The 21,165-nt window shown below is 61.5% G+C and carries 22 protein-coding genes, 1 tRNA gene and 1 pseudogene; 8 read left to right on the top strand and 16 right to left on the bottom strand.

Annotation, left to right across the window (positions count from 1 at the left end; translation table 11 throughout):
* Window positions 1-68: 68 nt before the first annotated feature.
* The gene (locus tag K3555_RS17130) at window positions 69-1,262 is read right to left on the bottom strand and encodes a DUF2254 domain-containing protein (protein ID WP_260006387.1); all 1,194 of its coding nucleotides are present in this window, start codon (window positions 1,260-1,262) and stop codon (window positions 69-71) included.
* Window positions 1,259-1,831, bottom strand: a complete 573-nt coding sequence (locus K3555_RS17125; protein WP_260006386.1) for a gamma-glutamylcyclotransferase family protein — start codon at window positions 1,829-1,831, stop codon at window positions 1,259-1,261. The genes K3555_RS17130 and K3555_RS17125 overlap by 4 nt, the downstream gene beginning before the upstream one ends.
* A gap of 101 nt (window positions 1,832-1,932) precedes the next feature.
* Here K3555_RS17125 and K3555_RS17120 point away from each other — a divergent pair, with 101 nt between their 5' ends.
* The gene (locus K3555_RS17120; RefSeq protein ID WP_260006385.1) at window positions 1,933-2,382 is read left to right on the top strand and encodes an Rrf2 family transcriptional regulator; all 450 of its coding nucleotides are present in this window, start codon (window positions 1,933-1,935) and stop codon (window positions 2,380-2,382) included.
* A gap of 17 nt (window positions 2,383-2,399) precedes the next feature.
* Here the strand turns inward: K3555_RS17120 and K3555_RS17115 are convergent, their stop codons facing one another.
* Together K3555_RS17115 and K3555_RS17110 are read right to left on the bottom strand one after the other, a co-directional pair.
* Window positions 2,400-4,925, bottom strand: a complete 2,526-nt coding sequence (locus tag K3555_RS17115) for an ABC transporter permease (protein ID WP_260006384.1) — start codon at window positions 4,923-4,925, stop codon at window positions 2,400-2,402.
* Entirely contained in the window at window positions 4,922-5,626 is a 705-nt protein-coding gene (locus K3555_RS17110) for an ABC transporter ATP-binding protein (RefSeq protein WP_260006383.1), read from the bottom strand. The genes K3555_RS17115 and K3555_RS17110 overlap by 4 nt, the downstream gene beginning before the upstream one ends.
* 48 nt (window positions 5,627-5,674) lie before the next feature.
* Here K3555_RS17110 and K3555_RS17105 point away from each other — a divergent pair, with 48 nt between their 5' ends.
* Window positions 5,675-6,316: an arylesterase gene (locus K3555_RS17105; RefSeq protein WP_260006382.1), complete on the top strand. Its 642-nt coding sequence runs from the start codon at window positions 5,675-5,677 to the stop codon at window positions 6,314-6,316.
* A gap of 58 nt (window positions 6,317-6,374) precedes the next feature.
* Here K3555_RS17105 and K3555_RS17100 read toward each other — a convergent pair whose 3' ends face one another.
* From K3555_RS17100 to K3555_RS17090, 3 genes are all read right to left on the bottom strand, one after another.
* A complete protein-coding gene (locus K3555_RS17100) occupies window positions 6,375-6,584 on the bottom strand; it encodes a cold-shock protein (RefSeq protein WP_024088679.1) in 210 nt (69 codons plus the stop codon).
* 198 nt (window positions 6,585-6,782) lie between these two features.
* A complete protein-coding gene (locus K3555_RS17095) occupies window positions 6,783-7,355 on the bottom strand; it encodes a L,D-transpeptidase (RefSeq protein WP_129369548.1) in 573 nt (190 codons plus the stop codon).
* Between the two features lie 61 nt (window positions 7,356-7,416).
* Entirely contained in the window at window positions 7,417-7,731 is a 315-nt protein-coding gene (locus K3555_RS17090; RefSeq protein WP_260006381.1) for a hypothetical protein, read from the bottom strand.
* A 198-nt stretch (window positions 7,732-7,929) separates the two neighbouring features.
* Between K3555_RS17090 and trxC the strand changes: the two genes are divergently transcribed.
* Complete coding sequence (trxC, locus tag K3555_RS17085; protein WP_260006380.1) at window positions 7,930-8,355, top strand: thioredoxin TrxC; 426 nt, start codon at window positions 7,930-7,932, stop codon at window positions 8,353-8,355.
* On the opposite strand, the gene K3555_RS17080 is transcribed toward trxC, so the two are convergent.
* From K3555_RS17080 to K3555_RS17070, 3 genes and pseudogenes are all read right to left on the bottom strand, one after another.
* Window positions 8,352-8,564: a hypothetical protein gene (locus tag K3555_RS17080; protein ID WP_259987512.1), complete on the bottom strand. Its 213-nt coding sequence runs from the start codon at window positions 8,562-8,564 to the stop codon at window positions 8,352-8,354. The two genes, trxC and K3555_RS17080, sit on opposite strands and share 4 nt — an antisense overlap.
* A gap of 137 nt (window positions 8,565-8,701) precedes the next feature.
* Complete coding sequence (locus tag K3555_RS17075) at window positions 8,702-8,902, bottom strand: DUF4157 domain-containing protein (protein ID WP_260006379.1); 201 nt, start codon at window positions 8,900-8,902, stop codon at window positions 8,702-8,704.
* A gap of 238 nt (window positions 8,903-9,140) precedes the next feature.
* Window positions 9,141-9,260, bottom strand: a pseudogene (locus tag K3555_RS17070) (IS5/IS1182 family transposase); the annotation flags it as partial.
* A 748-nt stretch (window positions 9,261-10,008) separates the two neighbouring features.
* On the opposite strand from K3555_RS17070, the gene K3555_RS17065 reads away from it, so the two are divergent.
* Complete coding sequence (locus tag K3555_RS17065; protein WP_260006378.1) at window positions 10,009-11,217, top strand: hypothetical protein; 1,209 nt, start codon at window positions 10,009-10,011, stop codon at window positions 11,215-11,217.
* 310 nt (window positions 11,218-11,527) lie between these two features.
* Here K3555_RS17065 and K3555_RS17060 read toward each other — a convergent pair.
* From K3555_RS17060 to K3555_RS17045, 4 genes are all read right to left on the bottom strand, one after another.
* Window positions 11,528-11,604: transfer RNA gene (locus tag K3555_RS17060), tRNA-Arg, on the bottom strand.
* A 35-nt stretch (window positions 11,605-11,639) separates the two neighbouring features.
* Window positions 11,640-12,116 (bottom strand): GNAT family N-acetyltransferase, encoded by a 477-nt coding sequence (locus K3555_RS17055; protein ID WP_260006377.1) that lies wholly within the window; start codon window positions 12,114-12,116, stop codon window positions 11,640-11,642.
* A 198-nt stretch (window positions 12,117-12,314) separates the two neighbouring features.
* Window positions 12,315-12,779 carry a response regulator gene (locus tag K3555_RS17050; protein WP_260006376.1) on the bottom strand — a complete coding sequence of 155 codons (465 nt, stop codon included), beginning with the start codon at window positions 12,777-12,779 and terminating at the stop codon, window positions 12,315-12,317.
* Between the two features lie 7 nt (window positions 12,780-12,786).
* Window positions 12,787-14,253: a PAS domain S-box protein gene (locus tag K3555_RS17045; RefSeq protein ID WP_260006375.1), complete on the bottom strand. Its 1,467-nt coding sequence runs from the start codon at window positions 14,251-14,253 to the stop codon at window positions 12,787-12,789.
* Between the two features lie 526 nt (window positions 14,254-14,779).
* Between K3555_RS17045 and K3555_RS17035 the strand changes: the two genes are divergently transcribed.
* Window positions 14,780-15,412 carry a nicotinate-nucleotide adenylyltransferase gene (locus K3555_RS17035; protein ID WP_260006374.1) on the top strand — a complete coding sequence of 211 codons (633 nt, stop codon included), beginning with the start codon at window positions 14,780-14,782 and terminating at the stop codon, window positions 15,410-15,412.
* Here K3555_RS17035 and K3555_RS17030 read toward each other — a convergent pair.
* Window positions 15,392-16,198 (bottom strand): DMT family transporter, encoded by an 807-nt coding sequence (locus K3555_RS17030; RefSeq protein ID WP_259987499.1) that lies wholly within the window; start codon window positions 16,196-16,198, stop codon window positions 15,392-15,394. The genes K3555_RS17035 and K3555_RS17030 overlap by 21 nt on opposite strands.
* A gap of 131 nt (window positions 16,199-16,329) precedes the next feature.
* Here K3555_RS17030 and dacB point away from each other — a divergent pair, with 131 nt between their 5' ends.
* The gene (gene dacB, locus K3555_RS17025) at window positions 16,330-17,817 is read left to right on the top strand and encodes a D-alanyl-D-alanine carboxypeptidase/D-alanyl-D-alanine-endopeptidase (protein WP_260006373.1); all 1,488 of its coding nucleotides are present in this window, start codon (window positions 16,330-16,332) and stop codon (window positions 17,815-17,817) included.
* Between the two features lie 136 nt (window positions 17,818-17,953).
* Complete coding sequence (locus tag K3555_RS17020) at window positions 17,954-18,679, top strand: GNAT family N-acetyltransferase (RefSeq protein ID WP_260006372.1); 726 nt, start codon at window positions 17,954-17,956, stop codon at window positions 18,677-18,679.
* A gap of 151 nt (window positions 18,680-18,830) precedes the next feature.
* Here the strand turns inward: K3555_RS17020 and K3555_RS17015 are convergent, their stop codons facing one another.
* Complete coding sequence (locus K3555_RS17015; protein WP_027257720.1) at window positions 18,831-19,253, bottom strand: tellurite resistance TerB family protein; 423 nt, start codon at window positions 19,251-19,253, stop codon at window positions 18,831-18,833.
* A gap of 250 nt (window positions 19,254-19,503) precedes the next feature.
* On the opposite strand from K3555_RS17015, the gene K3555_RS17010 reads away from it, so the two are divergent.
* Window positions 19,504-21,147 carry a lysine--tRNA ligase gene (locus tag K3555_RS17010; RefSeq protein ID WP_260006371.1) on the top strand — a complete coding sequence of 548 codons (1,644 nt, stop codon included), beginning with the start codon at window positions 19,504-19,506 and terminating at the stop codon, window positions 21,145-21,147.
* Window positions 21,148-21,165: the final 18 nt, after the last annotated feature.

Genomic DNA, 21,165 nt, shown 5'->3' with positions numbered 1-21,165 from the left:
CTGTGCACAGCGCATATTTCATGCGCCGGAACAGGCGGGTGCACACCCTTTTGCCAATCACAGGCCGCTCAGCCCCAGCTGCCATCCTTCAGTTCCCGGCACATTTCCCTGGCGGCTTTGGCCATATCCGGGTTCGGATGCTCGCCAAGCGCGTCCAGGGATTTTCCCATCCAGCGCATGACTGACGGGGCATCACTGCCGCAGCGGGCAATCGGGGGAAAGGCGCAGGCCAGCAGATGCTGTGCGGTGACCGGCGGGATGCAGACATTGGGGTAGGCAGCCTCGCGGGCGTCACTGGTCTCATCCGCCGGTGTGTTCTCCCACAGCAACCGTTCCAGCCGGCCCATGACTTCAACCGCGGTGCCGGGATCATTGACACCGGGCGACAGTGCCTTTTGCGCGGTCTCGGCCAGCAGCGACAGGCCGAATGACGGGTCCTGATCAAAGCTGCGTACATCCCCGATGTCGATCGCAGCTGAAGCCGCCTTGCAGAAGTCATTGTCCCCGGCGGTAGCCCAGGCCACCGGCTGGCCGCGCAGAATGTACTCGCCGGGTGCGCGTGCCAGGGTGATCTGCGTGCCGGCTTCCTTAGCCAGATCGTTCAACCGGGTCAGCCCGGCAAAGCGGACAAAACCGCTCTTGGCGGCGGGGATATCAACGGCGTCGCCGGGTTTGGCCTCTTTACGTGCGCACAGCCCGCCCAGACAGGGTTTTTCCATCCGCGCGCGCAGGCTGGCGCGGGTGCGGTTTTCGATCAGCCGCAGGGTATGATCCATGCTGCCCAGGCTCGACAGATGGTCGATCCAACGCAGGATGGCGCCGACGATCAGGATCACCACGATGATCGTCAGACCGAACACCACCAGCGCGCCTTCAGGCGTATAATAGCGGGCCCGGAACAGGATCACCGCGCTCAGCGAATAGATGAACCCGCCCACAAAGGTTGCCAGAACCCGGTGGGTGACGGTGTCTTCCAGCAGCAGCCGGTAGACCCGCGGCGTCGCCATTGACGCCGCGGTGCGGTAGGCGCTGACCATGACGTTGAGCGAAAAGGTGGTGACCGCCAGCATGCCCGACGCCAGGATCGTCAGCACCGGCAGCACCGCCTCGCGCCCGAAATCTGCGCTCAGGCTGTTCGGAAGCAGCGGTTTTGCCAGTGGTGCGAGCAGCAGGGCCAGCAAGGAAAACAGGGAAATCAGCACAACCCTGAACCAGAGCTGCCGTGCAATCCGGCCGAGGTGCAGCAGCGCTTTTTCTATCATGATCCTGAGTCTATCCGGCGGGCACCTGTACTGTCGATCAGTTCATCAAACAATTTGCGCTCGGCTGCTGAAACCGGTTGGTGCCGCGGATAGCGCGGCGCGGCGCGGTCGTTCAGAACCGGGGCGTCCCAGCCATCGGTGGTGGCAGCAAAGCCGTGCAATCCTGCCTCGCCAAAGACCTGCAAATAGCCCTGCAGCACCACATCCAGATAGCTGAGCAGGATGGGATGCTTATCCGTGGCGCCGTTTTGCTGTTCCGCTGCCACGGCATAGACGGAAATCTCCGGCGCCCCGCCCAGGCTATGCTGAACCCTGTCTGATGCGGGCAGCCGTTCATAGGCAAATTCCCGTTCATCCAGCGCAGCCCAGTCGGCCCCGGGCACCTCGGCGATCAGCCCGTCAATCACGCTGTCCGCGCAAGGGACCGCCGACAGGAACGCCACCTCGCGCAGGCCAGTATGCACCCAGGCGCGGCGCCACCCCCGCAGCCGGGCAGGCCGGGCGCCGCCATAGTTATGCGTTGCCGTGTTCACCAGGCTGCCGTAGCCAAAGAAATAAGGGCCTGTCATCCGCTCTGCCTATCGTTCGTGTTTCCGGTTATTGATGTATGTCAAACCGCTTTTTGGCGGCCTGTGCAATAAGCGATGCACCATAGCTGCGGGAGCGACCCATGCGCATTACCAAAAGGACCAACATTGCCGTGCGGCTGCTGATGTATTGCGCCGCGCACAAAGACCGTCTGGTGACCAAGGCCGAGATTGCCGAATGCTGCAATATCTCGGAAAACCATCTGGCGCAGGTGATCAACCAGCTGAGCCAGCTTGGCTATCTAGCGACCCAGCGGGGGCGCAATGGCGGTATGAACCTGGGTAAGCCCGCATTGGATATCCGGATCGGCGACGTGTTTCGCGATGTCGAAGGCAGCCTGCCGATGGTGGAGTGCTTTGCCGACGCGGACAATACCTGCCCGCTGACCGATGCCTGCCGTCTCAAGGTGGCGCTGTCAGATGCGGCACAGGCGTTTTATACTTCGCTTGATGACATCACGCTGGAGGCATTGGTGTGCGACAATCACGACCTGTTGCGGATCCTGCAGCCGGTTTCCTGCGGCGCCCGCTAAGGCCGCCGCAGCGCCATTTATTCTCTCGCGCGCAGGATGCGGGCGGGCTTGGCAGCCAGCGGGCGCAGGGCAAAGGCCAGTCCGGCCAGCAGCGTGGTCAGCACCCCGCCTGAAATCACCATCAACGCATTCGGCCAGATCACCGCATAGCTGGTCTCGAACACATAGGCATTGATCGCCCAGGCTCCGGCAATGCCCGCCGCCAGCGCCACCAGCCCGGCGGCGGCGCCCAGCAAGGCGGATCGCAGGGCAAAGCTCAGCAGGATCTGTTTGCGCGGCGCGCCCAGGGTTTTCAGCAGTGCCGCCTCATACCGGCGCGCAGGCTCTCCAGCTGCCGCCGTGCCCAGCAGCACCAGAAACCCGGTCAGCAGCGTTGCTGCCGCGCCATAGGCGGTGGCGGCGGCCAGCTGGCGCAGAATGTCCGACACCCGGTCGATCGCATCGCGCATCCGGATCGCGGTGATGTTCGGCATCTCACGAGCCAGATCGCGCAGGATTGCGGCCTCGGCCTGCTCTTCGGCATAGACGGTTGCGATGAAACTATGCGGCGCGCCGGCCAGTGCGGCCTCGTTCAGCACCATCACAAACCCCATGCCGGCGGTGGAGAAATCCACATTGCGGAAGCTGGTGATGGTGCCGGTGATGTCGCGGCCCAGGATGTTCAGCGTCAGCGTGTCGCCCAAGGACAGCCCCAGCTCCTCTGCCTCCTCGGCGGCAAAGCTGATCTGCGGGTCGCCGGTATAATCCTCCGGCCACCATTTGCCGGCAGTCACCTCTGTCGCCTCTGGCCGGGCCGCGGCATAGGTGATGCCGCGGTCGCCGCGCACCACCCAGTGATCACCGGCAACTTCCGTGGCCGCCTGGCCGTTGATCCGGGTCAGAACCCCGCGCAGCATCGGCGCGTTCTCTACCCGGGTCACAGCTGGGTCATTCTCGACCCGCTCCAGAAACCCGGGCATCTGGCTGCGCTGGATATCGACAAAGAAATAACTGGGCGCCACATCCGGCAGGTTGCCCGCAATTGCGCGGCGCATGTTGCCGTCGATCTGGCCGATGGCAGCCAGCACTGTCAGGCCAAGACCCAGTGCCAGCACCGCAGGCACCGCGCCGTCACGGGCGCTTCCGATGGACGACAACGCCCATCGAAGGGCAGGGCGCCCGCGCGCGGCACCTGAGCCGCGCCGCGCCAGAAAGCCGATGCCAAGCGCCGCAACCAGCAGCACAATCAGCGCGCCCATCAGCCCGCCCGCTGTCCACAGCGTCAGCTGCGCCGAGCCGCTGAACCAAGCGGCCAGCCCCACCAGCGCCCCCAAGGCCAGCGCAGTCGCCAGCAGATATCGCGGCGCGGGCAGCCTTGTGTGGCTGGCAAAAGCGTCCCGGAACAGGGACGCGGCGCGGATGCGCTCGGCCCGGGCCAGCGGCCATAGGGCAAAGATGAAGGCGGTCAGCACGCCGTATATTGCGGCCTCTGCCAGTGCGGACGGATAGATCGAGAACACCGCCGGGAACGGCAATTGCGCCGCAATCAGCGGTCCCAGCAGCATGGGCCCCAACCCGCCCAAAACCAGGCCAATACCGACCCCGATCAGCGTCAGCGCGCCGATCTGCAGAAAGTAGGTCAGGAAAATCGTCTGCCGCTCCGCCCCCAGCGTGCGCAGGGTGGCGATGGTGGCGGTTTTGGTCGCCAGATAGGCGCGCACGGCGGCGGAAACGCCAACACCGCCTACCGCCAATCCTGACAGGCCCACCAGCACCAGAAACCCGCCGAGACGTTCCACAAATGAGGATATCCCCGGCGCGCCGTTCCTGGCATCGCGCCAGCGCATGCCGGTGGTTTCAAACAGGCCCTCTGCCTCGGCCTGCAGCGCGGTCAGGTCGCTGCCCGCAGGCAGCTGCATCCGGTATTTGGTGTCAAACAGCGTGCCCGGCTCCAATAGTCCGGAGTCCGCCAGATCCGCTGTCCGTACCATAGTGCGCGGGCCCAGTTCAAAGCCCGAGGCCGCGGCATCCGGTTCCAGCGCGATCAGCGCCATCAGCCTGAAATCTTGCGTACCCAGCCGGAACGTATCGCCCGGCTGCAATCCCAGCCGGTCCGCCAGTACCCGGTCCATAACGCCGCCCGGCAGGCCCTTTGCGCCTGCCAAAGCGGTCTCCAAGGGGATCGGTGGCGAAAGCTGCATTTCCCCCTTCAACGGGTACAGCCCGTCCACCGCCTTCACTTGGGTCAGCCCGCGTTCCTCGCTCACCGTCGCCATCGAGCGGAACTCGGCAATTTCGGAAAAGCGCACCGCGTTTCTCTCCACCCAGGCTCGTTCGTCGTCATTGGCAAAGCGGTAGGTGAAGTTCAGCTCGGCGTCGCCGCCCAGAATGGTCGCACCTTCACGCGACAGTCCGGTTTCGATCGACGCCCGGATCGAGCCGATGGCGGCAATTACCCCGACCCCCAGCGCCAAACAGGCCAGAAAAATGCGGAACCCCTTCAAACCTCCGCGCAGCTCGCGCAGGGCAAAGCGCCAGGCGAGGCGGAAGGCGGCAGCATTCATTCCGCGGCCTCGCGCGCGGCGGCGTCTTCCACCCGCCCGTCGCGCAAGCGGACGACCCGGTCGCAGCGTGCCGCCAGTTCCGGCGCATGGGTGACCATCACCAGTGTTGCGCCGTAGCGGTCGCGCAGACCGAACAGCAGCTCCATTACCGCCTCGCCGTTGGCCTCATCCAGATTGCCGGTGGGTTCATCCGCCAACAGGATCGCAGGCCGCGGCGCCAGGGCGCGCGCCAAGGCCACGCGCTGCTGCTCACCGCCCGACATTTGCGCCGGGAAATGGCCGGCGCGATGGCCAAGGCCAACCGCTTCCAGTTCCGCCTGGGCACGGTCAAAGGCATCCTTGTGGCCTGCCAGCTCCAGCGGCGTGGCGACATTTTCCAGTGCGGTCATGGTCGGGATCAGGTGAAAGCTCTGGAACACCACCCCCATGTTGTTGCGGCGGAAACGTGCCAGCGCGTCCTCGTCCATTGCCGTCAGATCCTGGCCAAGTGCGGTGATCGTGCCGCCGGTGGCCTGCTCCAGCCCGCCCATCAGCATCAAAAGCGAGGACTTGCCGGACCCGGACGGCCCCACCAGCCCCAACGTCTCCCCCCGCCGCACATCGAGCGATATGCCGTGCAAAATCTCTACCGGACCGGTATTGCTATTCAGGGTCAAAGACGCATCTAAGAGATGCAGAACGGGGCTGTTATCGTTGGTCATCGGGCCTGCCTGTTGGATCCACCTATCGGATATGGAGTGTTTGCGGCGATGCACAAGATACTGGCGCTGTTGAGTTTGCTGCTTTTTTCAAACGCCGCTTGGGCTGAGCCGCTGCGGATCACGGCATTGGGCGACAGTCTGGTGCAGGGTTACGGGCTGCCGCAGGACCAGGGTCTGGTGCCGCAGCTGGAGCATTGGCTGAATGAAAACGGCGCCGAAGTGGTGCTGCAGAATGCCGGTTTGTCCGGTGACACCACCGCCGGCGGGGCAGAGCGGGCGGAGTGGACGCTGTCGGATAATCCCGACGGGCTGATCGTGCTTTTGGGCGGCAACGACCTGCTGCGCGGCCTGGCGCCAGCGGCGGCGCGAGCCAATCTGGCCCTCATCCTGCAGGAAGCCGAAACCTTGGGTATTGAAACCTTGCTGATCGGCATGAAGGCGCCGGGCAATTACGGGCCGGACTACAAGACCGCCTTTGATGCGATATACCCGGACTTGGCTGCCGAATTCGATGCTGTGCTGCACCCGGATGCCTTTGCGGGCATTGCAGCAGCGGTGGGCGGCGACCCGGCAGCGGCGCAGGCCTATTTGCAGGACGACGGCATCCACCCGAATGCCCGGGGCGTTGCGCTGAACGTTGCTGCGATCGGACCGGCAGCCCTGCAGCTGGTCACGGCGATTCAACATTGAAAACAGCCCCGGCGGGCAGGGCTGTTTGAAAGCTCTCAGGCGTGATCAGAAGTTCGGATCAGGAGGCCAGTGCGATATCAACCGCGGACTCGCGGCCGTCGCGGCCAGCCTGCAGTTCGTAAGTCACTTTCTGATTGTCGGCCAGGCCGGTCAGCCCTGATCGCTCAACTGCGGAAATGTGGACAAAAATGTCCTTGCCGCCATCATCGGGTGCAATAAAGCCGTAGCCTTTGGTGGTGTTGAACCATTTGACGGTGCCAGTCGCCATCGTCGTATTCTCCTAAGTCGTCTCAATTCTCTGCCCGCTTCATGCGGCAGAACGGCAACGGCCTGCAAAGGTCATGACCGCGCCGGTAAGGCAACAGTGATGATACTCGCGTGACGTTGCGGTGACAGAATTGAGTAGGAATCACCCCTGGCGCAAGAAAAAATCCAAAGTGACGCGGAGTCTCCGGCAGAACCGTGCCTAAAGCACTGTCACAACCGTGCCGAGCGGAACCCGCTGATACAGATCCGTAACGTGCTCGTTCATCATCCGGATGCAGCCGTTGGAAACCGAGTGCCCGATGGTCTGCGGCTGGTTGGTGCCATGGATGCGGAAGTAAGTGTCGATGCCGTTTTGAAACAGATAAAGGGCCCGCGCACCCAGCGGATTTTCCGGCCCGCCGGGCTGAATGTATTCATTGTCGACAAACTTGGCATAGGCCCGCGGATCGCGTTCGATCATCTCGTCGGTCGGGCGCCAGGTGGGCCAGACCTTTTTGCGTTCAATCACCGCTGTGCCGGTGAACTCAAGACCAGCCTTGCCGACGCCAACGCCGTAGCGCATCGCCTTGCGCTTGTCGGTGACAAAGTACAGGTAGTAGGAGCGCGGCAGCACCAGGATCTGCCCCGGGGCAAAATCCTTGCGGATCCGGACCTCCTGCGGGGTGGGATCAAAGGGAGCGGGGTCCTTTTTGCGGGCCAGCGCAGGCAGCGGAAGCAAGGTTGCTGCGGCGGCCGCAGTACCGGTGCTCAGAATTTTCCGGCGTGAAATCATGGCTAAATCTCCGGATGTCTGTTGTGTCGTCTAATCATCTTCCGGCGCGGAAAGCGCTGGGTCAACGGGTTTTCGCAGACGGGCCGGCAAGTGTTGCAAGCGTAGCAGCAGCCAGGGTGCAGACGGCAATCCAGCCAAAGTACCAGAATTTCCCGGCCAGCAGATCTTCGGCATAAGACGCGGCGAATTGCGCCTTGCCTGCTGCCGCGATGGCAAAGGCCGCGGCACCGAAGACCGCAAAACCCGCGGCTGCCAGCCAGCGTGGAAGATGCAGCTGGCGGACGGCAAGGGCCAGGGCAAGACCGGGCAGGGCGCCCAGCCAGATCACCTTGCCCGCCCACCAGGGATGCGCCCCCAGGCCTGCGGTCAGATTCATGAAATGCGCCAGTTCGGCGGCTGCCAGAACGGCCGCAAGCGGCGGCAGGAGGCGGAGTATCCGTTGCATGCCTTTGATATTGAAGCGGCGGCCTGCGGCTTCCAGTGCTGATTACAGGTTTGTGAAGCTCCGGCGGCGTCTCTTGCGGCCTGGCAGCCGATGTCTGTATCAGGGCAGGATTGAAGCGGAGGAACCATCATGGGCGCCAAGACCCTGACCTGCCTGGCCTGTGCCCAGCTGAACCGGGTGCCGGAGGACAAGCTGGGCAAACGCCCCAATTGCGGCAGTTGCGGCGCGGCGCTGCTGCCGGGCAAGCCGGTGGATGTGGATCCGGCCACATTGCAGAAGGCGGCGCAGAATGACGATTTGCCGCTGCTGGTGGATTTCTGGGCGCCCTGGTGCGGGCCCTGCCGGATGATGGCGCCGGAATTTGCCAAGGCCGCCAAGGCGCTGGGCAGCAAGGCGCGGCTGGTCAAGCTGAACACCCAGGACCACCCGTCCACCGGTGCGCGCTACCGCATCCGCAGCATCCCAGCCCTGGTCGCCTTTGAACGCGGCAAGGAGAAAAAGCGCCAGGCCGGCGCGATGCGGCAAGGCCAGATCGTCAGCTGGCTGCGCGGCTAGGCGCGGTTGCCGTAGGCTTGCCCGAAGACCGGCTGCGACTGCAGCCAGCAGCGCAGGGAAAGCCCCGCGATCACCAGCACGGTCGCGCCCAGCCCGGCAGCCGGATACAGCAGCAGGCTCAGCCACAGCGGCAGCGCGGCCACAAAAAAACCAAACGCCGTGGCGCACATTCCGGTGATCATACCTGCGAACAGTCCAGCCCAAACCATGGCAACTCCTTCTCCGGGAGCAATCTAGCCTGACCGCCCCAGTGTCTCTCAAGACTATCTTGCGGGCAATTTTGCTTAAAAAAGGTTTAAAATGTGTCAATAGGCTGAGCAGCACCGCGCGAAAGGATGGTACAGGCCTACTTTGAGGTCAGCGCCACGCCGTCCTTGGCCTTGGGCATCTTGCCCTTGCCCTTCTGCAGCACATGGGTCAGCTCATGCGCCAGCAGGTCGGTATCCTTGGCGAATGCAGGCTTCATCACATAGATGTTGTTGCCGACGGTAAAGGCTTTGGCTTTCAGTTCCTTGCAGACGTCCTTGGCGTTGCCGCCGACATGCACCCTGCACCACAGGCAACGCGCCGCATAACCAAACCAACCAGACGAGCCAAAGCCTCTCTCAGTTTAGGGTGCCTTTGGACCCAGAAACTCTGCCGACAGACACGTCGATCAGGCGACCTGACCTGTCATTCACTGAAATCATGGCGCAGCAGCATCAAAGATGCCGATATGCAGGTGCCAGGGACCGAAGCTGCCTGAAGTCCCCCGGTTTACCCCTAGGCTCTGGACTCATTGAGTTTCAAAGCCAGTAGATGACGAGGGCGGCAATACCGATTGCTGATAGGAAGACCTTCGGACATCTGCCGTAGCGGGTTGCGATGCGTCTCCAGTTCTTGAGCCTGCCGAACATGCTCTCGATCACTGCCCGGCAGTGCATTGCGCAGCAATGTCACGAGAGGGGCGGTTTCGCCGCTTGTAAATGCCTGCACCAAACCTGCGGTTGCAAGTTTATCAATTTTTAACACAGCCGGGGCCATGGTCTCGAACTTACCTAATAGCTCACTCGCAACCAAAAGCGGGATCGACACCGTCCTGAATCTATCCTGGAGCCTCACGGGTTGGACACTCGCGCTTGCATAAGCGATCTTGCCCTAAAGTTATGGAAGAATGAGACGGAGTACCCCGTTGATAGAAACGTTACCCTTGGCGGTCGAGCCTTCGGAGCGGGAGACTCTTCCCTCCTTCTTTTCGCGCATGGCTGCGATCAATGGTACCGACGCCACCGGATTTGCCCTTGATCTTGGCTTTAGTTTTAAGCGGATCTTGAACCAGGAGCGGGAGGCGATTGACATTTTGCCACCCGATCCGGCTTGGCGTCCGATCAGCTGGCCACCATGCTGTCATGGACAGGTGAGCCAGTCGGAGGCGTACGCATGAAAAATCGCGGAGAAGTTTTTGTCTCCCGCGCCAAACGCAACCCTGTCATCCGCGGCTGCCCTCTTTGCCTGCGTTAGGCGGCAGAAAAACAAGCCTTTCCGCTGAGGCACATGGCCATGGCGGGAGACTGGCTGTGCAGCGGCGTTGATGTGTGCTTGCGGCACCGCCATCCTCTGATGCCACTATGGGAATGCTCGCGGCCTGTAAATCGTGATGATGCCGGTGCCAGATTGGCTGAGATCCTGCCAAACCTTCTGGCGGGCAATTTTGACAGCGATCTGATTGAGCCGTCCGCCTATGACGCCTGGCTTGATCGGCGCCTATCGCAAGGTGAGGACAATTCATGGCTGGCAACTCAGCCTTTGTTTGCCGCCATGACCTGCTGTGCGTTGCTTGGCAAGGAACTCCTTCCTGCTCAGGAACTTGAAACTGACGACCGTGCTGCGAAGGCCAAGGGCTTTGATGCCGCATCGAGAGGGCCTGAGGCAATCACGTGTGCTCTCGATCGCATTTTGCAGGCGGGGGATGGGGGGTACTTTGGGTCAAAACAGGCATTGCCTATGCTGCTCGAGGCTCTAGGTCGCCTCTATTGCAGCGATGATAGCTTCGATGGGTTTCGCCATATTGTACGGCGGCATTTGTTGAGGATCTGGCCGGTCGAAGCAGGAGATGAGGTTCTCGGTCATACCGTGCCCGAACGGCTTCTCCATTCTCTTGCCTCGGCAAGCAGGGAAACTGGAATCGGCAAGTCGGTCCTCAACGGCTTCCTGACTGAGGCTGGAGCGTTCCCTCCTGAGGACACGCGCGCTGATGCTCGCAAGACCTTCGACGCAAAGAAATACAGACCCCTTCTGGAGGAGATCCCGACTTTGGTCGGGCCGATTGCGATGCGCAAAGCTATGGGCGCGACGCTAGTCGAACTCAAATCTCTAGAAGCTGACGGCGTTCTGGCGCCCAGGACGAAAGTTGCAACGATCAAGTCTCCCTGGCGGGTGTCTGATGGGCTGCACCTGCTCGAGGATTTGGAGCGAAAAGCTATTTTGTTAGAAGCTGGTACACCAGGATGGGAAACGATCCAGCATGTTCACAAGCGAGTGGGCCTTTCTGTCGGCCAGGTTATCGCTGCAATCAGGGACGGCAGATTGAGGGTCGGCAAGCGCGCTGAGGTGTTTGGGTATCACGGACTCGTCGTCAACGTTGCCGAAGTTGATCAGTCGGGTTTACTTCGCCCCCGCGAGCGGAAAATGGCGGCCATGGAAGGGGAGATGAACGCAGCTGCCTTTGCCCGCTCAATCGGAGTGCGGGAGAAGGGGGCGTTCCAAGCGTTGCTTGGAGGTGGCCATACACCTGCGATGGAGGTTCTGCACCCGGTGACAAAACTCTCCCAGTGGCGGATGTCGCTGCTTTCCATGACAAGTTCACCACGCCGACGGTGTTAGTGAAGGAGACCGGGCTGCACCGGAACACGATTCTGGCGGCTTTTGCAGCTCACGGGATTGAAGCTTTCCGGCTGAATGGTGTGACCATCGGACCGATCTACCTCCTAAAGGAGGTTGCACCCGTCCTGAACACGCTCATGAGCTGACATTTGCCTGCTGGTCCCCCGGGACCGGTCGAGGAGCGAAAGCGTTTTCTATCTGAGCCTTTACTACTCTCAACTTCACTTGGCACTTTCCACTTGACACAGGGTGTGCATCAAAACCCCCAAAGTGTGCAAGGTTATGCCTAATTGGCAGCAACTAAAGGAATTGGCGATCCCTGAAGGACTCGAACCCTCAACCTGCTGATTAGAAGTCAGCTGCTCTATCCAGTTGAGCTAAGGGACCGCTTGGCGCCAGTTATGACAGGCGGGTGCCAAGGGTCAAGCCGCTGCGCGCAAGTCCAGGTGCATGAATACTGACCAAGGGTCCGCTGCGTAATCCCCAAAGGGCGCGCATTGCTTAAAACCAAGAGATTCATACAGTCTGCGCGAAGGCAGAAAATCATCGGTGGAGCCAGTCTCCAGAAAGAGGCCTGTGGCCTCTTCCTTGCGGGAAAGCTGCAGCAGGAATTCCAGCATTGCGCGTCCTGCTCCGCTGCCGCGGGCCTCGGACACCGTGTGCATGGACTTCAGTTCGCGTGCGCCGCCGTCCAGCTGTTTCAGCGCCCCCATGGCAACCGGTTTGCCGCCCTGGCGCAGCAGAAAGAACTGTACCTCAGGGCCTTCAAGGCCGCTTGTATCCAGCGCGTGGCAGCTTTCTTCCGGCGATTGTGCCGCCATTTGCGAAAGATGCCGCCGGATCAGGGCTGACGCTTCCGGCCCGGCCGGGTTTTCCGGGCTGATCTCAAAGCGGGGCATAATCTGCGGCACCTCCTGCTCTCGGGGATGTGAATGGAATTTCTGCAATCTGTCTCAGACACAAGACAGCTACCCTTTACCCCTCCGTGTCAAGATATGACGGCACCTTGCCATGGCGTTGAAACCGGCCCGGAAGTGCGGCGTGTTTTGCATGGCTGCCGGTGATTTTCAGACGCAGTGCCGCAACAGTGCTGCGGGTCAGGTGCCGGGGATAGGGAATTCGACAATCCGCCAATAGCGGTCAACCATATCGACAAGTTGCAGAAAATCACGCCCTGCTGTTTCTTTCACGATATAGCCTGCTGCATTCAAATCATAGGCAGCTTCGATGTCCTGTTCGTGGCTTGAGGTCGTCAGGAAGAATACCACTGACCTGCTGAGTTCAGGATCTGCGCGCAATTCCTGGACCAGCTCGATGCCGCTCATCCGCGGCATCTTGATATCAACCAGCAGCACATAGGGCTGCTGGACCTTGTCCTTGCCACCCGTCCCGCGGAGGTAATCCAGCGCCTCAAGCCCGTCGATCGCGCGGGTGATCTCATTTGCGATTTTGACTTTCTTGAATGCCCGCTGAACCGCCTTGGCGTCCCCGTGGTCGTCATCTACCAGAAGGATGTTCAAATCCTTATGGGAGGTTTGCCCGCCGCTATTAAATCTCTTCATACTTTTCTTATCCTTGACTAGGGCGGGCCGTCTTGGGCCAGGTGAACCGGAATGCGCAGCCTTCGCCCGGCGAAGACTGCAAAGAGATTTTGCCGCCCGCATTTTCCACGTGTTTCTTGACGATCGCCAGGCCGATACCGCTGCCTTCGACCACGTCGCGCGACTTCAGGGTCTGAAACATCTTGAAAATCTGCTCGTGAAACTGCGGATCAATACCGGGACCGTCATCGGCGACCGTAATGGCATACATGCCGCCGTCGTCTTCCAGCAGCACGTCAACCACGCCTGTGCTGGTTTCGTTGTGTTTGATCGCGTTGGAGATCAGGTTGGCCAAAATCTGCTTCAACGGCATGTTCGGAAGCTGGATGGCGGCGAATCCGGGGGCGGTATTGATGGTGACCCCCACAGGCTGATCAATCAGCATAAGCACTTCTTCCATCAGATCGGAACCCGGCATCAACTGTTGGTATCTGGCGTCCGTCCTGCGCCCGGCCCGGGAATATTCGTGCAAGTCGTCCAGCAGTTGTTCCATCCTTGAAACCCGGGACCGGATAAGTTGCAGGTTTTCCCGGCTCTCATCGTCCAAGGTGTCGGCGAGATCCTCCTCCAGCCAGCTGGAGGCGTTTCCGATAACCCGCAAAGGCGCCCGCAGATCATGGGATGCCACATAGGCAAAATCGTCCAGATCCTGGTTCGAACGGGACAGATCACTGATGAACTGTTCCCGCTCCGCCTCGGCGCGCTTTTGTTCGGAAATGTCGCGGACGATACCGCTGAACAGATGGTGGCCGCCGACCCGGACTTCGCTGACAGACAAATCGAGCGGGAAGATACTGCCGTCTTTGCGTTGTCCCTGAACCTCCCGGATCGTGCCAATGATTTTCTTCTGCCGGGTCCGAAGGTAGTTGCTGAGATAGCCATCATGTTCAGAGCGGTAGTGTTCCGGCATCAGAAATTTGATATTCCGGCCAATCGCGTCTTCGGCGGCATAGCCGAAGATTTTCCTGCAGGCGTGATTATAGCTCAGGATGGTCCCTTCGGTGCTGATGGTTATCATCCCTTCGACAGTGTTGTCCTGAATGGCAGCAAGCTCAGTCTTTTTACGCTCCAGCGAAATCTGGGCAGCTTTCTGTTGGCGAACGATGAAGGCAAGGGCCCAAAGCGCCAATACAGTTAGCGCCCGGTTGGTCAGGACGATCCATTCATTGACCCCGATCCGCGGGAACAGCAGATAGCCAAGAATCGTCAGCACAGTGGTAGCTGCGGCATACTTGTAAGCTGTGTTCAGGTTGTCATCCCAAAGAGCGCACAGGACAACGGTCACGTAGATAAGGCCGCCCGCGATCCCAAGCGGCGTCAGCAGGTCGAAAATAAAACCGGCGCCAACGAGCAGGGCTGCGGTGCCGTGGGTCAGGTACCGGATGCGATTGCCCCGGAGTGGCTGGGAGGCGTCCATATGTCTGGAAAATGTCATCCTTGGAGCTTTCTGCTGCTGCGCAAGCGGTCCAAAGCCTGCCTACTGATCGCTGGTATTCCCTGCTGCGCTGCATACGGGCCGGTTTTTTTGACTAGATTACACCTTTTAGAGATTTCAGCAATAGGCCTGCAACTCTAAGTTGCTGTTTGCGAACAGGCTGTTTGCTGGGCGTTCCTTAGGCTCAGGACACATGACCAATAAGTAACAGTTGCAGTCAGGCCGATGGCTAGGACGACATGGGCTGTTCCCCGATGCTGGGACAGTTTCGAGCGCAAGTTAAGCTGCTCTCTGCTCCTGCCGATCGGGCCGCGCTTGAACTTTTGCCGCTTTGGTTTGCCACCCTCGGCGTCCGGCAATCTGGATATCCCGCGCCGCAGCCAGCAACGATGCAATGAGTGAGACTGCGAAGGCCACCGGTTCGAGAGAGCATTTGATCCGCGGCAGTTGCGGGATCGCGGGCTGTAAAGCGCCGCCGCATCATCAGGGCCGTGGTGCCTCACCCGATTGATCTCCCCGGGAAATTATGTGCATCAAGGCTGTTATGGTTTGCAAGCTGCCGCATATCCGCCCGGGCCAAAGCGTCGGGCTTTTGGGAGGGTCCTTTGATCCGCCGCACCGCGGCCATGCGGCGATTTCCCATGCGGCACTGCGGCGGTTCGGACTGGATCACCTGTTCTGGCTGGTGTCCCCGGGCAACCCATTGAAAGCGCGCCAGCCGGCCGCTCTGCAGCGGCGGATTGCAGCGTCGCAAGGCCTGATCCAGCACCCGCGCATCCACATCAGCGGCATCGAGGCGGATCTCGGCACCCGCTACACCGCCCAGACCCTGCGCCACCTGCGCCGCCGCCATCCGGGCGTGCGCTTTGTTTGGCTGATGGGGGCCGACAATCTGACCCATTTCCATCGCTGGAAAGACTGGCAGCAGATCCTGGACACTGTGCCGGTGGGTGTGCTGGCACGGCCGAACGACCGGATCTCGGCGCGGTTTTCCCCCGCAGCGCGCTTTGCCCGCCAATCCATGCTGAAAGGCTGCCAGAGCCATTTGCTGGCGCGGGCCGCGGCTCCGGCCTGGTGTTTTGTCAACGTTCCGATGGTGGATGTCAGCTCAACCGAAATCCGGGCCCGCGGCGAATGGTCAGCGGCGGAGCACAGCTGAGGCCAGACCGGCGGACAGCACCACAGCCAGCCCGGCCCAGGTCCAGGCATCGGGCAGCTGGCTGAACACCGCCCAGCCGAGGCTGACAGCGGCAACCAGCTGGAAATAGACCATTGGCGCCAGTTTCACCGCCTGCACCCGGCCATAGGCAAACAGCAGCAAGAGATTGCCGGTCATTGAAAACGCCGCGCTGCCCACCGTCAGTGCGGCGGTCGAGGGCGAAAACTCCGGCAGGCTGCCGAGGCCCAAGGGCAGCAACAGGATGGCGGAAAGCAGCAGCTGGGTCAGGCTCAGCTCCAACGGCGACCCCAAATGCGCCAGCCAGCGCGAACTGGTCAGGAAGCCGCCATAGAAACATCCCGCCAGCACCGCCCACAGCAGGTTGATGGAGCCTCCCAGGCCAGGCCGCACCACCATCAGCACGCCGATGAACCCCAGCCCCATCAGCAGGCTGCGCAGCAATGTCGCCTGTTCCCGCAAAAGCAGGACCGACAGCACATAGCTGATCACCGGACCAACAAAGAAGGCGGCAAAGACATTGGCCAGCGGCTCGGTCGCCAGCGCCAGCTGGATTGAAAAGATGCCGCCGGTCAGCAGTCCGGCCCGCAGCCACAGCCGCCAATCGCCCAGCAGCGCATAGGCCCGGCGCGGCACAAACGGCAGGATCAGCGCGGTGCCGATGGCAAACCGCGACCAGGCGACAAACGCCGGTGTGGCCAGCCCGCCGCCCGTCAGCAGCTTCCCGCACAGATCGCCCGCAGGGATCATTGACATGGCCACGAACATAAGGATGACTGCTTGCAACATGCTGCCAGCGGTAGCAGGACTTCCCACCGGGAAAAACCCCGGATGCTGCGGCGGATTGCCGTGGAAACGGGATTGAAGAAGAGCAGGTCCTGACACTAAAAATGAATAACATGACTTCACGCCGGACATTCCTCCTTTCCGGGCTTGCCGCTTTGGCGGGCTCCTCAGCGCTGGCCAATGCGCCGGCGGTGTCGCTGCGGCCCGTGGCGCGCCGTGTCAGCTCTCTCGCGGCCGGAGCGGACGGGCTCAAGGCGCTATTGGCGCGGGCCAATCTGCCGGGCCAGGCGGTCTGTGCGGTGGCCGATGTGAAAACCGGCAAGCTGCTGGAATCCTCGGGCCAGGCCGAAGCCCTGCCGCCTGCCAGCGTCGCCAAGGCGCTTACCGCGCTGTATGCACTGGATGTGCTGGGCGCGGACCACCGGTTCGAGACCCGCATACTGGCGACCGGCGGTGTCGCGGGCGGCATCGTCAAGGGTGATCTGATCCTGGCCGGCGGCGGCGACCCTATGCTCAATACCGATCATCTGGCGCTGCTGGCCAAGGCGTTGAAAAACGCCGGCGTGCGCGAAGTGCGGGGCAGGTTCCTGGTTTGGGACGGCGCGCTTCCCGCGGTCAAAACCATCGACCCGGGCCAGCCCGACCATGTCGGCTATTCCCCCGCCGTGTCCGGCATCGCGCTGAACTTCAACCGGGTGCATTTCGAATGGAAACGCGCGTCCGGCGGAGGCTGGGCGATCACCATGGATGCAAGGACCGAGAAATACCGTCCCGAAGTGGTCAATGCGCAGATGAAAATCGCCTCGCGCTCGGGGCCGGTCTATACCTATGCCGAAAAAGGGGGCGTCGATCACTGGACTGTCGCCGGCAAGGCGCTGGGCAAGGGCGGATCGCGCTGGCTGCCGGTCCGCAACCCTGCGGCCTATGCCGGCGATGTGTTCCGCACCTTGGCGCGGGCAAACGGGATCAAGCTGGACAAGGCAAAACCCGCCAAATCCTTGCCTCAGTCGCAACTGCTGGCCCGGCATCGCAGCCCGCCGCTGGATGTAATGCTCAAGGCGATGCTGAAATACTCCAACAACCTGATGGCCGAGATGATCGGCATGTCCGCCACCGCCGCACGCGGCAGCCGGCCTGCTTCGCTCAAGGCCTCCGCCGGCGAAATGAACCTCTGGGCATCCGGAAAATACGGCATGTCCGGCACCAGGCTGGTGGATCATTCCGGCCTTGGCGAGGCGTCGCGGATGACACCGGAGGATTTGACCGGTGCATTGGTTGCAGCCTACAGGGCAGGCCGGCTCAAACCGCTTCTGAAACCTTTCCGGATGCGTGATGCCAAGGGCGGTATAGTCAAGGGACACCCGATCAAGGTCGCGGCCAAAACCGGGACATTGAACTTTGTCTCGGGACTGGGTGGTTTCATGACCGCTGCGGACGGGACGGAACTGGCCTTTGCCATTTTCACCGCTGATCAGAAAACGCGTGCCCGCATCCCCCGCGCACAGCGCGAACGCCCCAATGGCGCGCGCGGCTGGAACCGCCGCGCCAAGAAGCTGCAACAGCAACTGATCGAACGATGGGGCGCGGTCTACGGCAGCTGACCCGGGCCCGGGACAGGCGGGATTGGTCTGGGCATATTGCCAATATCTGGACGTTTTTTCCGGTCCGGGGGCATGCCAAACCTGCGCAGGGCGGTGGTGCAAGCCGCCGCGGAACTGCTTAGAAAAGGATGCCGCCATGATCAGACACTTCAACGAACATGGCCAGCCCATCGGCGCGCCGCTGCCGGACTGGCGCGGCGCCCGCCACCCCGGCCACACCGGCATGGCGGGGCAATACTGCCGGGTTGAGCCGCTGAATGCGGACCGCCACGCCGCCGATCTGTTCGCGGCCTTCCGGCTGGATCAGACCGATGCGATCTGGACCTATGTGCCCTATGGCCCCTTTGAGACGCCGGAATGCCTGCATGCCTGGGTGCAAGCGGCCAGCGGGGTGGATGCGCAGCCCTATTTCGCGGTCATCAACGGGGACAGCGGCAAGGCCGAAGGTATTGCCAGCTATATGCGCATTCAGCCTGCCCATGGCGTGATCGAGGTTGGCGGCATCACTTTTGCCCCGGCGCTGCAGCGGACGCGGGCGGCGACCGAGGCGATGTGTCTGATGATGGCACGGGTGTTCAACGATCTGGGATACCGCCGCTATGAATGGAAATGCGACGCCCTGAATGCGCCGTCCTGCCGCGCGGCAGAGCGTTTCGGTTTCACCTATGATGGTCTGTTCCGCCAGGCCATTGTCTATAAGGGCCGCAACCGCGATACCGCATGGTATTCAGTGCTGGATGGCGAATGGCCCATGCTTGAATCCGCCTATCGGACGTGGCTTGATCCAGCAAACTTCGGTGCCCAAGGGCAGCAAAAGCAAAGCTTGGGCACTTTGATCGCGGCGGCCAGACGGACGGGCTGATACCGCAGGACCCTGCGCAGCCAGGCGGAAAGTCCGGAAAACCGCAAAGTGGCAGAAATTTCTGCCAGGCTGGCCTCCCCCGGGATCTTCTTCTTGCTGAAAATATCCCGGGGGAGGCCGCAAGGCCGGGGGCAGCGCCCCCTTCCACCGTTCAGACCATGTGCCGCGCCCGTGCGCCGCGTTCGATGGCCGCGGCATGCAGCCGGTCGATGTTCAGCTCATAGCGGACCTCCGCCAGGAACTCGAGTTCGGTCTCGCCCAGGATCCCGTCCGCAGCCGCTACATCGCAGGACAGCGCATAAGCGGTTTCAAACAGCCGCTCCGGCAGATCGCCGCGAATGAGGCCGAACAGCGCCGCCAGACCGTCTTCCTGTTCAAACAGGTCCAGAACCGTCTGCGAAACCCGTGTCACCCGGTCAATGTCGTAGTCGGCGAACACCGGCAGCATGTTGACCGCGGACTGGATCTTTACCAGCTCGGCGGTGCGGATGTTCTCGTCCGAGGCAGAAACCGCCACCATCAGCGCCACCAGACAGTCCTGCGGGGACATCGGGTGCGGGGTTTGCTCACTCATGGACGGAATCCTTCTTTGCGCAATATTGATCCGGCCACGATAGGTATGCCGGCGGCGAGGTTCAACAACAGGCTGTGGCTGCGCGGTGTTTTATCCTCTCCGCTGCGGTAAAAGACAGTCTCGGCGGGCCAGTGATTATTGACTCATGCTGCATCAGCACAATAGAGGAAAGGGCTGGATGCATGGGGCATCCGCACTGATCTTGCGGCCCCTGGAAAACCGGAAACGACGCCGCCGATGGAGAACACAAATGTCTGATGTGCGCGAAGAAGCTCTCAAGAGCAAAGCCTGGCCGTTTGAAGAGGCCCGCCGGGTTCTCAAACGTTACGCCAAGGGCGCGCCGGAAAAGGGCTATGTTCTGTTCGAGACCGGCTATGGCCCCTCGGGCCTGCCGCATATCGGCACCTTCGGCGAGGTCGCCCGCACCACCATGATCAAGACCGCGTTTGAACTGATCTCGGATATCCCGGCCAAGCTGATCTGCTTCTCTGATGATCTGGACGGGATGCGCAAGGTGCCGGGCAATGTGCCCAATGCTGACAGTCTGCAAGAGCATCTGCAAAAGCCGCTGACCTCGGTGCCGGATCCCTTCGGCACCCACGAGAGTTTCGGCCACCACAACAACGCCATGCTGCGCCGCTTCCTCGATACCTTCGGGTTCGAGTATGAGTTTTATTCGGCGCAGGAATTCTACAAATCCGGCCAGTTCGACGAGGTGCTGAAACGTGCTGTCGATAAATACGATGACGTGATGGCGATCATGCTGAAGTCCCTGCGCGAGGAGCGCCGCCAGACCTACTCGATCTTCCTCCCGATCCACCCGGAAACCGGCCGCGTCCTGTACGTGCCGATGAAAAAGGTCTGCGCCGAGACCTACACCGTCACCTTTGACGACGAAGACGGCAAGGAATGGACCCTGCCAGTGACCGGCGGCAACGTGAAGCTGCAGTGGAAGCCCGATTTCGGCGCCCGCTGGGCCGCGCTGGAAGTCGATTTTGAGATGTACGGCAAGGACCATTCCACCAATACGCCGATCTATGATGGCATCTGCCGGGTGCTGGGCCACCGCGCACCGGAGCATTTCACATATGAATTGTTCCTGGATGCCAACGGCCAGAAGATTTCCAAGACGTCCGGCAACGGCATTTCGATTGATGAGTGGCTGACCTATGCCTCGACTGAAAGCCTAGCGTACTTCATGTATCTGAAGCCGAAAACCGCCAAGCGGATGCACTTCGACGTGATCCCCAAGGCGGTGGACGAATACCACCAGCAGCTGCGCGCCTATCACACCCAGGACCTGAAGGGCCAGCTGAACAACCCGGTCTGGCATATCCACGGCGGTGACGTGCCGCAGTCGGATATGGTGGTGCCGTTCTCGATGCTGCTGAACCTCGCTTCGGCCTCCAGCGCCGAGGACAAGGCCACCATGTGGGGCTTCATCAACAAATACGCGCCTGACGCGACCCCGGAAAGCAACCCGGCGATGGATCAGGCGGCGGGTTTTGCCGTGGCCTATTTCAACGACTTTGTGAAACCGTCCAAAGTGTTCCGCCTGCCCACTGAACAGGAGCGCGCAGCGCTGCAGGATCTGGCAGACGCGCTGAAATCGCCCGAGGCGGCGCTGGCGGCGATTGCCAAAAAGAACGAGCTGGCCGGCAATGACGACCCGCTGCCCGAAGCCGATTTCACGGACGAAGAATTCCTGCAGTCCGTGGTCTTTGCTATCGGCAAGATCCACGGCTTCGAGCCGCTGCGCGCTTGGTTCTCGGCGATCTACGAGGTGCTGCTGGGTGCCTCCCAAGGCCCCCGTTTCGGCGGCTTTATCGCGCTTTACGGCGTCGCGGACACCATCGCGCTGATCAAGCAGGCGCTGGCGGGCGAGCTGGCGTAAGCTTTCGCGCAGTAGCGA

It is taken from the genome of Leisingera sp. M527 (assembly GCF_025141525.1).
Classification (GTDB): Bacteria; Pseudomonadota; Alphaproteobacteria; order Rhodobacterales; family Rhodobacteraceae; genus Leisingera.
The sequence above is the reverse complement of the archived record's forward strand: the minus strand, read 5'-3'. Positions and strand labels throughout refer to the sequence as shown.

What these genes read in the sequence shown, in the direction of transcription:
- K3555_RS17130 (WP_260006387.1), bottom strand. Translation starts at nt 1,262, where the DNA reads ATGATAGAAAAAGCGCTGCTGCACCTCGGCCGGATTGCACGGCAGCTC.
- K3555_RS17125 (WP_260006386.1), bottom strand. Translation starts at nt 1,831, where the DNA reads ATGACAGGCCCTTATTTCTTTGGCTACGGCAGCCTGGTGAACACGGCA.
- K3555_RS17120 (WP_260006385.1), top strand. Translation starts at nt 1,933, where the DNA reads ATGCGCATTACCAAAAGGACCAACATTGCCGTGCGGCTGCTGATGTAT.
- K3555_RS17115 (WP_260006384.1), bottom strand. Translation starts at nt 4,925, where the DNA reads ATGAATGCTGCCGCCTTCCGCCTCGCCTGGCGCTTTGCCCTGCGCGAG.
- K3555_RS17110 (WP_260006383.1), bottom strand. Translation starts at nt 5,626, where the DNA reads ATGACCAACGATAACAGCCCCGTTCTGCATCTCTTAGATGCGTCTTTG.
- K3555_RS17105 (WP_260006382.1), top strand. Translation starts at nt 5,675, where the DNA reads ATGCACAAGATACTGGCGCTGTTGAGTTTGCTGCTTTTTTCAAACGCC.
- K3555_RS17100 (WP_024088679.1), bottom strand. Translation starts at nt 6,584, where the DNA reads ATGGCGACTGGCACCGTCAAATGGTTCAACACCACCAAAGGCTACGGC.
- K3555_RS17095 (WP_129369548.1), bottom strand. Translation starts at nt 7,355, where the DNA reads ATGATTTCACGCCGGAAAATTCTGAGCACCGGTACTGCGGCCGCCGCA.
- K3555_RS17090 (WP_260006381.1), bottom strand. Translation starts at nt 7,731, where the DNA reads ATGAATCTGACCGCAGGCCTGGGGGCGCATCCCTGGTGGGCGGGCAAG.
- trxC (WP_260006380.1), top strand. Translation starts at nt 7,930, where the DNA reads ATGGGCGCCAAGACCCTGACCTGCCTGGCCTGTGCCCAGCTGAACCGG.
- K3555_RS17080 (WP_259987512.1), bottom strand. Translation starts at nt 8,564, where the DNA reads ATGGTTTGGGCTGGACTGTTCGCAGGTATGATCACCGGAATGTGCGCC.
- K3555_RS17055 (WP_260006377.1), bottom strand. Translation starts at nt 12,116, where the DNA reads ATGCCCCGCTTTGAGATCAGCCCGGAAAACCCGGCCGGGCCGGAAGCG.
- K3555_RS17050 (WP_260006376.1), bottom strand. Translation starts at nt 12,779, where the DNA reads ATGAAGAGATTTAATAGCGGCGGGCAAACCTCCCATAAGGATTTGAAC.
- K3555_RS17045 (WP_260006375.1), bottom strand. Translation starts at nt 14,253, where the DNA reads ATGACATTTTCCAGACATATGGACGCCTCCCAGCCACTCCGGGGCAAT.
- K3555_RS17035 (WP_260006374.1), top strand. Translation starts at nt 14,780, where the DNA reads ATGTGCATCAAGGCTGTTATGGTTTGCAAGCTGCCGCATATCCGCCCG.
- K3555_RS17030 (WP_259987499.1), bottom strand. Translation starts at nt 16,198, where the DNA reads ATGTTCGTGGCCATGTCAATGATCCCTGCGGGCGATCTGTGCGGGAAG.
- dacB (WP_260006373.1), top strand. Translation starts at nt 16,330, where the DNA reads ATGACTTCACGCCGGACATTCCTCCTTTCCGGGCTTGCCGCTTTGGCG.
- K3555_RS17020 (WP_260006372.1), top strand. Translation starts at nt 17,954, where the DNA reads ATGATCAGACACTTCAACGAACATGGCCAGCCCATCGGCGCGCCGCTG.
- K3555_RS17015 (WP_027257720.1), bottom strand. Translation starts at nt 19,253, where the DNA reads ATGAGTGAGCAAACCCCGCACCCGATGTCCCCGCAGGACTGTCTGGTG.
- K3555_RS17010 (WP_260006371.1), top strand. Translation starts at nt 19,504, where the DNA reads ATGTCTGATGTGCGCGAAGAAGCTCTCAAGAGCAAAGCCTGGCCGTTT.